Origin of the sequence: Streptomyces sp. UNOC14_S4 (genome assembly GCF_020740835.1) — a bacterium.
In the GTDB taxonomy this organism is placed as follows: domain Bacteria; phylum Actinomycetota; class Actinomycetes; order Streptomycetales; family Streptomycetaceae; genus Streptomyces.
On record NZ_JAINFC010000200.1, the window covers coordinates 1 to 12,473 of the forward strand.

A 12,473-nucleotide genomic window follows, 5' to 3' on the forward strand; every position below is an offset into this window, starting at 1 on the left:
GCCCCACCCCCTGCCCGCCGACCCGCACGAGACCCTCGCCCGGGTCGCCGACCTGCTCGGCCCCGGCGCGACCCTCGTCGACCACCATCCGGTCCACGGCGCCGGGCCCGGCTGCCGGTGCGAGATCCGTCTCATCCACCGCGGCGAGGAGTGGTCCTTCCACCGGGACCAGCACACCTGGTCCCTGCTGCGGGTGGCGCCGGAGCCTCTTCCGGCCGCTCCCACGGAGCTGGACATCTATGACGAATCAGCACATCCGGCGCATCTGGCGGCGCTCATCCGCCGGGTCCTGCCCGCATGACGGAAGCATGGCGGGGCAGGGCGGAATATGTCGGTCAGGTTACCGACGGGTTACATCTGCCTCCGGCCGTTGCCGTAGGATGTCCGGAACCGCTATTGCGCTCTCGATCATCCTGCCGACACCGAGTCCAGGACACTTGCTGATCGAATTCCTTCGGGGTCCGTCGCATGCAACCCGGTGTCCGCTCCGTGAGCCGATGAAACGGGACATGGCGGCCGTGCGCCGGAGCCGCGCATAGGGGCCTGCTGTCCTTGTCTCCAGGCAGAACGGAATGCACATCGTGGATGTGAGCGCGGGCAATCGGAAAGGCCTGAGCCTCTTCGCCCTGATCATGATCGGACTGGGGTCGATCTTCGGCTCCGGCTGGCTCTTCGGAGCCGGCCAGGCGGCCCAGGTCGCCGGGCCCGCGGCCCTCGTGGCCTGGGTGATCGGCGCGATCTTCATCGGCATGATCGCCATGACATACGCGGAGGTCGGCGCCGCGTACCCGCTGCCGGGCGCCATGGCCCGCTTCGGCTCGATCTCGCACGGCCCGGTGCTGGGCTTCGTCACCGGCTGGGCCGTGTGGATCGCGACGGCCTCGCTGATCCCCATCGAGGCCATCGCGGGCACCCAGTACATGGCCTCGTGGAGCTTCGGCTGGGCGCGGGACCTGGTCTCCGACGGCCACCTCTCCGGCACCGGCATGGCGATGGCCCTCTTCCTGACCTTCGCCCTGTGGCTGGCCTGCTACTGGTCCGTCGCGCTGCTCGCCCGCGCGAACAACATCCTCACGCTGGTGAAGTTCGCCATCCCGGTCCTCGCCGTGATCGCGCTCATCGCCTCCGGCTTCCACACGAGCAACTTCAGCAGCAACGGTGGCTTCGCCCCCAACGGCTGGAGCGCCGTGCTCACCGCCGTCACGGCCTCCGGCGTCGTCTTCGCCTTCAACGGCTTCCAGGCCGTCGTCAACCTCGGCGGCAACGCCAAGAACCCCGGCCGGGCCATCCCGCTCGCCCTCGTCGGCGCCCTCTCCCTGGGCCTGGTGATCTACCTGGCCCTCCAGGTCGCCTTCCTCGGCGCCGTCCCCCCGGAGAAGCTCGCCGAGGCCGGCGGCTGGAGCGGCATCAACTTCGCCTCGCCCTTCGCCGACCTCGCCAAGCTGCTGATGCTGCACTGGGTCGTCACCATGCTCCAGTTCGGCGCCTTCATCTCGCCGAACGGTGCCAACATCGGCAACGTGGCCTCCGCCGCGTACCTCGCGCAGAACCTCGCCGACACCGGCTTCTTCCCCAAGAAGCTCGCCGAGGTCCACCCCCGCTACGGCGTCGCCCGCCCCGCCATGTGGCTGAACCTGGGCTTCTCCGTCCTGCTGCTGCTCACCATCGGCCACAGCTGGGAGGCGCTCGCGAGCGTCGTCTCCGCCGCGATGGTCGTCTCGTACCTCATGGGCCCGATCGCCGTCGGCGTCTTCCGTAAGACGAAGCCGCAGCTGCCCCGCCCCTTCAGGCTCCCCGCCGCCGGAGTGCTCTGCCCCATCATCTTCGCCTTCGCCGCCTGCGCCCTGTACTGGTCGAAGTGGCCCAACACCGGCAAGGTCGCGGTGCTCACCCTGGTCTCGGTGCCCATCGCCGCGCTGGTGCTGCGCCGCAAGGGCGAGCGGGACCTGCGCCGCCAGTTCGCTCCCGCCTGGTGGATGGTCTGCTTCCTGCTGTGGCTCGGCCTGCTGTCCGCGCTGGGCAGCGAGGAGTTCGGCGGCCACGGCGTGATCCCGGGCGGCCTCGACATCGCGCTGGTGGGCGTCTCGGCCGTGGGCTTCTACTTCTGGGCGGTGCGCTCCGGCGTCCGCGCCCACGAGGCGGGCCTCCCGGCCCCCGACCCGGTCCTCGACGCGTCCGCCCCGGCGGCCGTGCCCGGACAGCGGGAGCCCGAGCCCGCCGAGGCGCGCTCGTAGCCTCACTGCCTCAGTCGGCCTTCGGCCCGTCACCCGGCTCCGTGCCATGGGTGACGGGCCGTTGCGTTCCCGGGGCGGGCTCGCCGCGGCGCGTGGCGCCCGGGGCACGGCGGGCGGGGTGGTCGGCCCGCAAGGACGAGGTCAGCTGCCAGGGCACGCTCGTCACCATCACCCCGGGCGTGAACAGCAGCCTGCTCTTGAGCCACAGGGCGGACTGGTTGTGCAGCAACTGCTCCCACCAGTGGCCCACCACGTACTCGGGGATGAACACGGCGACCACGTCCCGGGGGCTCGTGCGCCGGATGGAGCGCACGTACTCGACGACCGGGCGGGTGATCTCCCGGTACGGCGAGTCGATCACCTTGAGCGGCATGTCCAGGTCGAGCTCGGCCCACTGCCGCTCCAGCTCGGCGGTCTCCTCCCGGTCCACGGCCACGGTGAGGGCCTCGAGCTCGTCGGGCCGGATGGCACGGGCGTACGCGAGTGCCCGCAGCGTCGGTTTGTGGAGGGTGGACAGCAGCACGATGCCGTGCACCCGCGACGGCCGGACGAGTTCCGTGCGCGGGTCGGCCACCGCGAGCTCGGCCGCCGTGGCGTCGTAGTGGCGGCGGATCCCGCGCATCATCACCCACAGCACCACCGCGGCGACGACCGCCAGCCAGGCGCCCTGGGTGAACTTGGTGGCCAGCACGATCACCAGCACCAGCCCGGTGACCACCGCGCCCACCGCGTTGATGACCCGCGCCACCCGGCCGCGGCGGCGCGTCTCCGCGTCGTCCGTCGTGTGCAGCTCCCGGTTCCAGTGCCGGACCATGCCGGTCTGGGAGAGCGTGAAGGACGTGAAGACGCCCAGGATGTAGAGGTGGATCAGGCTGGTGACGTCCGCCTTGTAGAACCACAGCAGCAGGCCCGCCGTGATCGCCAGCGCGAGGATGCCGTTGGAGAAGGCGAGCCGGTCCCCGCGGTTGTGCAGCTGCCGGGGCAGGTAGCGGTGCTGCGCGAGGATCGACGCGAGCAGCGGGAAGCCGTTGAACGCCGTGTTCGCGGCCAGCACCAGCACCAGGGCGGTCGCGGCCTGGATGTAGTAGAAGCCGACGCTGTGCTCGCCGCCGAGCACGGCCGCCGCGAGCTGCGCGATGACCGTGCGCTGGGTGTACGAGCCGCACGCGCCCGGCAGTCCCGTGAGTCGGCACGCGTCCTCGGTGATGTGCACCTTGGTGATCAGCGCGAGCGCCGTGACGCCCACGAACATCGCCACGGCGATGATGCCCATGACGGCCATGGTGCTCGCCGCGTTCTTCGACTTGGGCTTGCGGAAGGCCGGTACGCCGTTGGAGATCGCCTCCACGCCGGTCAGCGCCGTACAGCCGCTGGAGAAGGCCCGCAGGCACAGCATGACCAGGGCGAAGCCCGCCAGCCCCGCGTCCGCGGGCTTCGGGGTGACCCCGAACGACGCGCTCTCCGACAGCGGCGCGTGCCCCAGCAGCCAGCGGACCAGCCCCGTGCCGACCATGATCAGCACCCCGGCGATGAACAGATAGGTCGGCGCGGCGAAGGCCCGCCCGGACTCGCGCACACCCCGCAGGTTCACCGCGGTGAGGCAGGCGACGAAGACGAGCGCCATCGCCACCCGGTGGTCCGCCAGTTCGGGCACCGCCGAGATGATGTTGTCCACGCCGGAGGCGACGGACACGGCCACCGTCATCACATAGTCGACCAGCAGCGAGGCGGCCACGACGAGTCCCGCGGCGTCGCCCAGGTTCGTCGACACCACCTCGTACGAGCCGCCACCGCTCGGATAGGCGTGCACCACTTGGCGGTACGAGAGCACCACCACGGCCATCAGCCCCACGACCGCCGCCGCGATCCACGGCGTGAAGTGCAGATACGCCAGGCCGCCGAGCGTCAGCACCAGCAGGATCTCCTGCGTGGCGTAGGCGACGGACGACAGCGGGTCGGAAGCGAAGATCGGCAGCGCGAGCCGCTTCGGGAGCAGCGTCTCGTGCAGCTCCTCACTCCGCATGGCGGGTCCGATGGCGAGCCGCTTGAGCAGACCTGTCAGGTTGAGCACGGTTTTGATGGTATGTCGGATATGTGCAGAGTTCGGTGATATTCGCCCTCGCCACACGCCGACGAGGGATCACCGACTCGGCACCCTATGACTTCGCGAGCGCCGCCCCCACCTGGTCGGCCAGCGTCACCGCCACGAGCCGCGCCTGGAGCGGCGGCGTCGCCCCGGGCGTGGGACGCAGCATGAAGCGCCCGAGGAAGCGTCCGTTCGCGAACGTCCGCAGCTCGATCTCCTCGTCGGGGAACCCGTGCTGCTCGACGTCCCACGTCCTGCGCCCCACCACCACGGAGCCGTCCGGCTCCAGCCGGGGCGGGTGGCCGAGCAGCGTGCCGTACTCGAAGCGGCACTCCTTGAGCTGGAGCAGGTCGACGAGTTCGCCGCGCACGTGGTCGACGACGGAGGCACTCGACTTCGCGGACTGCGCCAGGTCGGCGGTGGTGTGGAGGCGCGCGAGATACCCGGCGTCCGTGATGGCGACGACCTGGAGGCGCCGGGCCCGCGCGGCGAGCTGCGAGACGGCGATGCCCACGAGCAGCAGCAGGACGGCGGTCCTGATGTCGGAGGACTTGGTGATGGCGAACCGCTCGTACGGCCGGGTGAAGAAGAAGTCGAACCAGGCCGCGGCGGACACCGCCGAGAGCACTCCGGCGGGCCGGTGGCCGTTCGCGGAGACGGCCACGACGATGACGACCAGGACGAGCGCGACATCGGTGTTCGACAGGGTGTCGCGCAGCGGCACGAGCACCGCCGCCACGGCGAGCGGCCCCAGGAGCGCGGCCACGAGCGCGATGCGGTCCCTGTGCTCCCGCACGAATTCGGGCATGTGCCGGACACCTCCAGACATCCGCGGGTCCCGTGTCCAGGATGCCTCTCCGGGGCCTGCCGCGACAGAACCCGCGCCGGGCGGGCTCCGAAGGCTCACCTCCGGCCGTGCGCGGCGGTCGGCAGGGTGAGAGTCACCGCGAAGCCGGGGGCCGTCGTGGTCTCCAGGGTGCCGCCCATGGCCTCGGCGAGGTCCCGGGAGAGCCGCAGCGGCAGGCTCCCGGCCCGGTCGGCGGGCACCGGACCGGGGCCGTCCGCGCCGTCGGCCAGGCACACGGCGAGCCGGTCGGCCAGCACCTCGGCCGTGAGGGCGGGCGAGCGCCCGGCCGGGCCGTGCCGGAGCGCGTCGGCCGCGAGGGCGGTGAACACGCGGGTGAGGAGGGCGGCGTCGGCGATGACGTCGGGAAGTTCCTCCGGCAGGGAGAGCCGGATCGTGTGGCCGCCGGGCCCCAGGTCGTCCAGGGCCGTGGTGAGCGCCTCGCCCACGTCGACGGGGCGGAGGTGGAGGTCGAGCGCCCCTGCGTGCAGCCGGGCGAGGTCGTCGAGGTCGGTGACGAGCTGTCCGGCGCGCGCCACGGCCGTCCGCGCGGAGGCGAGCGCGCGGGTGCCGGGGCCGGTGTCCCCGGCGGGCGGGGTGAGCGCCGCGGCCGCCGCGTCCAGGCAGGCGCGCAGGTCGCGGACGGCCGCGACGAGCACGGAGGTGCGGGAGCGTTCGGCGGCCGCCAGGGTGCCGGTCTCGGCCGCCTGCCGGGAGAGCGCGCCCTGGGCGTACGCGACGCCGAGCTGCGCGGCGCACGCGGCGAGGATGCGGCGGTCGTCGGCGCTCAGCCCGTGGCCGCGGGCGGCCAGGGTCAGCGCATCGTCGACGGGGCACTCCACATCGGCGTCGTAGGGCCGTTCCGGCGGCCGGGGCCCGGCGCTGGCGACGACGAACCAGCGGGGCCGGGCGCCGGATGCCGCGTCCCGTTCGAGGAAGGAGACGGCCATGAGGCCGAAGTTCTCCCGGATCTGCTCGACGAGTGCCGGAAGGTCCTCGCCGTGCATCATGGCGGTCGCGAGCCTGCCCAGCGCCCGGGCCTCGGAGGTGGCGCGCGACGCCTCGTACGTACGGCGCGCGGCCGTGCCCGCGGCCGTGCCGACGAGGCAGGCGACGGCGACGAAGACGGCCAGGGCGAGGACGTCGCCGAGGCGGGCGACGGCGAGGGAGTGCCGGGGCACGGTGCAGTAGTAGTCGGCGAGCAGCCCCGCCGCCACGGCGGTGACCAGGGCGGGCCACAGTCCGCCGACGAGGGCGGTCACCACGACGACGAAGAGGTAGAGGAGCAGATCGCCGGAGAGGCCGAGGCGGTCGCGGAGCGCGGTCAGGGCGAAGGTCAGGGCGGTCAGGGCCACGGCGGCCCCGGCCAGCGTGAGCCAGGCGCGGGCGCGGCCGATGCCGTGGCGGCGGGAGCGGCGCGGCGGCCCGGGGGCGGTGGAGCCCGCCGCGGCCTCGTGGGTGACGATGTGCACGTCGATGGGGCCGGAGGCGAGGATCGTACGCCGCCCGACGCCCTCCCGCAGCAGGGAGGAGAAGCGGCCGCGGCGGCTGGCGCCGAGGACGATCTGGGTGACGTTCTCCGCCCGCGCGAACTCCAGCAGCGCCTGGACGACGTCGTCGCCGGTGGTCTGGTGGTAGCTGCCGCCCAGGGACTCCACGAGCGAGCGCTGGCCGGCCAGGGCCGCGGGGTCGCCGCCCGCGAGCGCGTCGCCGGGGACGACATGGAGGGCCAGCAGCTCGCTGCCCGGGGTGCGCGCGGTGATGCGGGCGGCGCGGCGGACGAGGGTCTCGCCCTCCGTGCCCCCGGTGAGGCCGACCAGGATGCGTTCGCGGGTCTCCCACGGGGCGGCGATGCCGTGCTCCGCGCGGTAGCGCTGGAGCCCTTCCTCCACCCGGTCGGCGAGCCAGAGGAGGGCCAGCTCGCGGAGCGCGGTGAGGTTGCCGACCCGGAAGTAGTGGGTGAGGGCGGCCTCGATGCGGTCCGCCGGATAGATGTCACCGTGCGTCAGACGGCGGCGCAGCACCTCGGGCGGGAGGTCGACGAGTTCGATCTGGTCGGCGCGCCGGGCCACCTCGTCGGGGAGTCTCTCGCGCTGTCTGACCCCGGTGATCTGCTCGACCACGTCGTTGAGGGACTCCAGGTGCTGGACGTTGAGGGTGGTGACGACGTCGATCCCGGCGTCGAGGAGTTCCTCGACGTCCTGCCAGCGCTTGGCGTTGCGGCTGCCGGGCACGTTGGTGTGGGCCAGTTCGTCCACGAGCGCGACCTGGGGGGCGCGGGCGAGGAGCGCGTCCAGGTCCATCTCGGTGAAGCGCGCCTCCCGGTGGAGCATGGTGCGGCGCGGCAGTGTTTCGAGGCCCTCCGCCATCGCCGCCGTCAGCCGTCGCCCGTGCGGCTCGGCGAACCCGACGACGACGTCCGTGCCCTGGTCCCGCAGCCGTCTGCCCTCCCGGAGCATGGCGTAGGTCTTCCCCACCCCGGGTGCGGCCCCGAGGTAGATCCGCAGTCTTCCGCGCGCTGCCATGGGCGGGCTCCCCCGGGGATCGTCGGTGACCGGATGGTCTCCGCTTCCATGGTGCTCCGGCGGCGGAGCGTGCGGGGGGCCGACGCGGCGGGAGCCTCACCTCAGCGCGGGCCGCCGCGGCTGCCGCCCGCCGTCGTGGGCCGGGGCGCCGACCGCGTAGTGCACGTACTCGCGGTACAGCCGGAAGCCGGTCGCCTCGGCCAGGCCGCGGCTGGGGTGGTTGTCGCGGGAACAGGTCCAGGTGGCGGTGCGGCCGCGGGCGGTGATGTCGGTGCACAGGGCGCGGACGCAGGCGGCGGCGAGGCCCCGCCCCCGGCCCTCGGGGCGGGTGACGACGGCGACGTCCTCGTACCGGCTGCCGGTGTAGTACGTGCAGGCGAGGGAGAGCAGCCGGGTGCCGTGGAAGGCGGCCCGGGTGCGTCCGCAGGCGGCGAGACCGTGCGGGCCGCCCCAGCTCCCGGCGATCCAGGCGAGTTCGGGCCCGAGCTCCTGGACGGCCTCGGCGTCCCGGGGAGTGAGGCGGCGTACGGTCACGCCGGGCGGGACGCGTACGGCAGGGATGGCGGGGACGTGGCTGTCGTGGACCCAGATCATGCGTTCCCACGGCACGATCCGCTCGAACGCGGCGCCGAGGAGGGGCAGGAAGCGGTCGGGGGCCGCGATCCAGCTGTGGGCGAGCGGCGTCAGGTCTCCCGGCCGGGTCAGCCGCGGGTCGCCGCCCAGGATGACGTGCCCCGCGCAGGACACGGCGGCCGCGCGGGGCCGGACCGGGTGGTCGGCCCACCAGCGGCCGTGCCCGGTGGACCGTACGTGTTCCGGGAGCACTCCGAGGCCCGGGTGGCCGGAGGCGAACCAGAACGGGACTGTCGCCCACGGCCCGGCGGCCGGGGCGGCGGAACCAGGAAACTCGATCACGGAACCGCTCCGTTTGTACGTGAGGTTGTACGCGAGGCTGTGCGTGAGGCGTGAGGCGTGAGTGGTGCACTGGGTGCGTACGGGCAACGGGTGGCGGGGAGCCGTCCCTATCCTGGCTCCCGCCACCCGTTCGAGTGTCGGTGACGCTATGTCAGGCGTTGGCCTTCTTACCGTGGTTGGCGGCCTTCTTGCGGCGTGCCTTCTTCTTGCGAGCGCGCTTGGACATCCGGGAATTCCTTCTTTCGGGGGTGTGGTGTGCGGGTTTCAAACAGCCTTCGCGACCAACTGGTCCGCGAGCTTGCACAGTCGGCGGACCGTGCGGTCCTCCTGCGCGACCGGTGCGGCCGGGGCGGGCGCGGTGCCGTCGTAGTAGGCGCCCGGGACGAGCTCGGCGGCGGGGTCGCACAGGCGCGCCACCCGCTCGGCTCCTTCGGCGGCGGACTCGCCCTGGTTCGCGTACAGCGGCATCAGGGCCGTGTCACAGACGCCGGGGTGCACGCTGACCGAGGTCCAGGGCGCCTGCTCGCGGGCGAAGATCGTCAGGGCGAGCTGGGACTGGGCGTACGCCGCGAGGCGGGAGTAGCGCTTGGCCCGGTGCGGGTCGCTCCAGGAGATGGACGCGGTGCGGTGCGTCGAGGAGGACACGTTGACCACCCGGCTGCCGGGGCGCGCGCTCAGCGGGCCCGAGAGCTCGTGGGTGAGAAGGTAGGCGGCCAGGAAGTTGACCTGGAGCGAGAGTTCGTTGCCGTCGGCGGTCATCGTGTGCCGCTCGGGGGCGACGCAGGCCGCGTTGTTGACGAGGACGTCCAGCACCGGGTACTCCTCGGCGACACGGGCGGCCATGGCCCGCACCTCGTCGAGCCGCGAGAAGTCCGCGACGACGAGGCGCAGCCGCAGGGTGTCGGCGCCCGCCGCCACCAGGCGGGCGACGGCGTCGTCACCGGACGCCTGGTCAGGGGCGTGGACGACGACCGTGTCACCCCGTCCCGCGAGCAGCCGGGCGGTCTCCCACCCGATGCCGGAGGTGGCGCCGGTGACCAGCACGGTCCGGGGGGTGGGCGGGACGACAGAAGACATGGTGATCCACTCCGGGAACGGGTTCGTTGCGGCAGCGCTTTCGCTGTTACGGAAGCGGGGTGCCGTGATGGTGGGTGCGGCTGCGAATGCGTATGCGGCCGCGTTTACGGGAACGGCGCGTCAGCGCGCCGAGAGGGAACAGCCTGCGGAACCGGACGTCGCCCGATGAGGCGGCCGGTCGTCATGGCGCAGACGGCTGTTCACAGGGGATATCGAATGAGACGGGGCCCCCGGGTTCAAGCGACGCGCGGGAACCTTGACGCCTCCCTGACTCGGCGGTGCGGGGCGACGGACAGCTGGGACAACTCCACCCGGTGCGGCCACAGCCCCGGTTCAGCGTTCGGATGTCGCCGAACGGGCCATCAGTTCCCCGAGCGCGGCGTGGGGTGACGTGCCGTCGTGGATGATGCCGACGACCGTCTCGGTGATCGGCATTTCGACGCCGTGGCGGCGGGCGAGGTCCAGCACGGACACGCAGGACGTGACGCCCTCCGCCGTGTGCTTCGCAGCGGTAGCCGCCTCGGTGAAGTTCAGGCCGCGTCCGAGGGCGGCGCCGAAGGTGTGATTACGGGAGAGCGGGGAGGCGCAGGTGGCCACGAGATCGCCCATGCCGGCGAGCCCGGCGAAGGTGAGGGGATCGGCTCCCATCGCCCGGCCGAGGCGCGTGGTCTCCGCCAGGCCGCGGGTGACCAGCGCCCCCTTGGCGTTGTTGCCCAGGCCCATACCGTCGGCGATGCCCACCGCCAGCGCGATGACGTTCTTCACCGCCCCGCCGAGCTCGCAGCCCACCACATCCGTGCTCGTGTACGGGCGGAAGTACGGCGTGCGGCACACGTTTTGAAGCCGAGTGGCGACGGCCTGGTCGGGGCATGCGATGACGGCGGCGGCGGGCTGCCGGGCGGTGATCTCCCGGGCAAGGTTGGGGCCGGTGAGCACGACGATCCGCTCCGGCGCGGCCTTCGTCGTCTCGGCGATGATCTCGGTCATGCGCAGACCTGTACCGACCTCGATGCCCTTCATCAGCGACAGCAGCACCGCCTCGTCGCCGAGCAGAGACCCCCAGTGGGCGAGATTGTCACGGAGAGTCTGCGCGGTGACGGCGAGCACCGCGATGTCGGCGTCCTCGGCCGCGGCAGCCGCATCCGTCGTCGCGGTGATGGCCGGAGGAAGCGCGACGTCGGGAAAATACTCGGGATTGGTGTGGCCGGTGGTGATGGCCTCCGCCACTTCCCGGCGGCGCGCCCACATGGTGACCCGGCATCCCGCATCAGCGAGGATCATGGCCACGGCGGTCCCCCAGGAACCGGCGCCGAACACGCTCGCCCGAGTCATCATGTGCAGCCCTCCGGTTCTCCGCTCACCCTTCGATATGCCCGTCAGGGTAGCGATCAGCTCTCGTCAGCGAGCCTCAACAGGGACGACGAGTACTATGGGGACGGCTGCGACAGCTGCGCCAGCCAGTCCACGGGAAGCTGGGGCGGGAACGAGGCTCCCTCCTACCAAAGGAGCCAGCCGGGTCGGGTTCGGCAGCAAGCCGAAGGGATACAAACGGGCGTCGTTCAACGTGGGGCGCGGTCCCGACCGAGGGATCATCATGATGAGATTCTTCATCCACACCCCGACGGCCATGCTCGGCATGCTCATGGGAGACGACCGAGGCTTCTCCGAGGATCCTGACGATGAGTACCGAATGGTGCTGTTCTGGGATACCGCTACCGGTCAGGTGTCCTTCACCGTCGCCGCGTCCCATACTTCGCCTCAGTACTTCAGTGACTACATGAAGGCGCGGTTCGGGCGGCGAGACCTCCCGTCCAGGATGCTCAAGGCGGACGACATCGAACTCAACGCGCGTTCGAGCGACACGCTCGGGGGCAACAACGTACTCAATACACGTGGCTCGTCCTCCGCAGGGCTGAAGCTGGGGCTTCACGGAGTGAACAGCAGCTTCCCCCTCTTCGCAGTCGACAACGACATATCCATCTCGACAAACCGCTCATCGGTCAGCGTCAGCCGTCGCGGTGACGCCTACCCTGACATGGAAGTTGTCCAATACCCTCGAAACGGAGGGCCGAAAGTGATAGCCCGCGACAGAATGGACAACGAGCACGGGCTCGACTCTGCGCCTCTGAAGATACCCTTCCCGCCCATCAATACCTCGAACATCAACCGGTCGTGGAATGACGGGCGTTGCGCCGGAGGATGCCGCTGATGACTGCGATAGCCGAGTATCGCGAACCAGGAAAATGCATACGCCGAATCATGCGGTGCGTTATCTCCTATGTCCTCGTCTTCGCCTTGGGCTGGTTGCTCATAGCGCTCACAGGGCCACGGCCACTGAAATCCTTGTCGAGCTCATTTGAGCACAGCTCGTTCGGGGATTCGCTGCTCTACTACGCGGGCGCCGGACTCACCATGCTGGTGATGATCGGACTGCCGTCCATTGTCATCATCTTGATCGCTGGACTCCTTCGCAAAAAAATGGGCTCGAAGGAGTTCAGGGCGCTGGTGGCGGGCCTGCTCCTGCTCCCGGTGTGGCCCCTACTGCTCGTGGGCACCCACCTCATCCTGTACATCCAGATTGGTGTGCAAGTGGTGTTTGCTGTGGCTCTCATGCCCGTTCCGCTATTGCCGCCACCGGTCGCTGTCAACATCGGGCGTCGCCCTTAGCCTTGATCCACCGAGCGATGACCGGTCCAGGGCCTGGACATGAAGACGCGGATGCCCCTTGAACTGGGACGATGGGACTTCCTACGGTTCCATATCCACAGATCGAGAGAACATCCGCGAGATGC

Annotated in this window: 10 protein-coding genes and 1 pseudogene; 4 read left to right on the forward strand and 7 right to left on the reverse strand. The window is 71.2% G+C overall.

The window, feature by feature from the left end; genetic code table 11:
• Together K6I34_RS19040 and K6I34_RS19045 are read left to right on the forward strand one after the other, a co-directional pair.
• Positions 1-301: pseudogene (locus K6I34_RS19040) on the forward strand (hypothetical protein); the annotation flags it as partial.
• 271 nt (positions 302-572) lie between these two features.
• Positions 573-2,234, forward strand: coding sequence for an APC family permease (locus K6I34_RS19045; protein ID WP_238489293.1), 1,662 nt, complete (start codon positions 573-575; stop codon positions 2,232-2,234).
• Positions 2,235-2,244: 10 nt separating this feature from the next.
• On the opposite strand, the gene K6I34_RS19050 is transcribed toward K6I34_RS19045, so the two are convergent.
• From K6I34_RS19050 to K6I34_RS19075, 7 genes are all read right to left on the reverse strand, one after another.
• Positions 2,245-4,257 carry an APC family permease gene (locus tag K6I34_RS19050; protein ID WP_238489295.1) on the reverse strand — a complete coding sequence of 671 codons (2,013 nt, stop codon included), beginning with the start codon at positions 4,255-4,257 and terminating at the stop codon, positions 2,245-2,247.
• 133 nt (positions 4,258-4,390) lie between these two features.
• Positions 4,391-5,128, reverse strand: coding sequence for a DUF4118 domain-containing protein (locus K6I34_RS19055; RefSeq protein WP_229327487.1), 738 nt, complete (start codon positions 5,126-5,128; stop codon positions 4,391-4,393).
• 95 nt (positions 5,129-5,223) lie between these two features.
• Positions 5,224-7,689 carry a DUF4118 domain-containing protein gene (locus K6I34_RS19060; RefSeq protein ID WP_229327488.1) on the reverse strand — a complete coding sequence of 822 codons (2,466 nt, stop codon included), beginning with the start codon at positions 7,687-7,689 and terminating at the stop codon, positions 5,224-5,226.
• Between the two features lie 96 nt (positions 7,690-7,785).
• Positions 7,786-8,604 (reverse strand): GNAT family N-acetyltransferase, encoded by an 819-nt coding sequence (locus K6I34_RS38675; RefSeq protein WP_229327489.1) that lies wholly within the window; start codon positions 8,602-8,604, stop codon positions 7,786-7,788.
• A 151-nt stretch (positions 8,605-8,755) separates the two neighbouring features.
• Positions 8,756-8,830 carry a 50S ribosomal protein bL37 gene (locus tag K6I34_RS38915; protein ID WP_374230963.1) on the reverse strand — a complete coding sequence of 25 codons (75 nt, stop codon included), beginning with the start codon at positions 8,828-8,830 and terminating at the stop codon, positions 8,756-8,758.
• 38 nt (positions 8,831-8,868) lie between these two features.
• Entirely contained in the window at positions 8,869-9,681 is an 813-nt protein-coding gene (locus K6I34_RS19070; protein ID WP_229327490.1) for an SDR family NAD(P)-dependent oxidoreductase, read from the reverse strand.
• 333 nt (positions 9,682-10,014) lie between these two features.
• Positions 10,015-11,013: an NAD(P)H-dependent glycerol-3-phosphate dehydrogenase gene (locus K6I34_RS19075; RefSeq protein ID WP_229327494.1), complete on the reverse strand. Its 999-nt coding sequence runs from the start codon at positions 11,011-11,013 to the stop codon at positions 10,015-10,017.
• A gap of 262 nt (positions 11,014-11,275) precedes the next feature.
• On the opposite strand from K6I34_RS19075, the gene K6I34_RS19080 reads away from it, so the two are divergent.
• On the forward strand, positions 11,276-11,890 hold the full coding sequence (locus tag K6I34_RS19080; RefSeq protein WP_229327491.1) for a hypothetical protein: 615 nt from the start codon (positions 11,276-11,278) through the stop codon (positions 11,888-11,890).
• Positions 11,890-12,348, forward strand: coding sequence for a hypothetical protein (locus K6I34_RS19085; RefSeq protein ID WP_229327492.1), 459 nt, complete (start codon positions 11,890-11,892; stop codon positions 12,346-12,348). The genes K6I34_RS19080 and K6I34_RS19085 overlap by 1 nt, the downstream gene beginning before the upstream one ends.
• Positions 12,349-12,473 lie beyond the last annotated feature (125 nt).

Bases quoted from the DNA above. Each gene is read 5' to 3' on its own strand.
- K6I34_RS19050 (WP_238489295.1), bottom strand. From the start codon at position 4,257: ATGCGGAGTGAGGAGCTGCACGAGACGCTGCTCCCGAAGCGGCTCGCG.
- K6I34_RS19055 (WP_229327487.1), bottom strand. From the start codon at position 5,128: ATGCCCGAATTCGTGCGGGAGCACAGGGACCGCATCGCGCTCGTGGCC.
- K6I34_RS19070 (WP_229327490.1), bottom strand. From the start codon at position 9,681: ATGTCTTCTGTCGTCCCGCCCACCCCCCGGACCGTGCTGGTCACCGGC.
- K6I34_RS19080 (WP_229327491.1), top strand. From the start codon at position 11,276: ATGATGAGATTCTTCATCCACACCCCGACGGCCATGCTCGGCATGCTC.
- K6I34_RS19045 (WP_238489293.1), top strand. From the start codon at position 573: ATGCACATCGTGGATGTGAGCGCGGGCAATCGGAAAGGCCTGAGCCTC.
- K6I34_RS19075 (WP_229327494.1), bottom strand. From the start codon at position 11,013: ATGACTCGGGCGAGCGTGTTCGGCGCCGGTTCCTGGGGGACCGCCGTG.
- K6I34_RS19060 (WP_229327488.1), bottom strand. From the start codon at position 7,689: ATGGCAGCGCGCGGAAGACTGCGGATCTACCTCGGGGCCGCACCCGGG.
- K6I34_RS19085 (WP_229327492.1), top strand. From the start codon at position 11,890: ATGACTGCGATAGCCGAGTATCGCGAACCAGGAAAATGCATACGCCGA.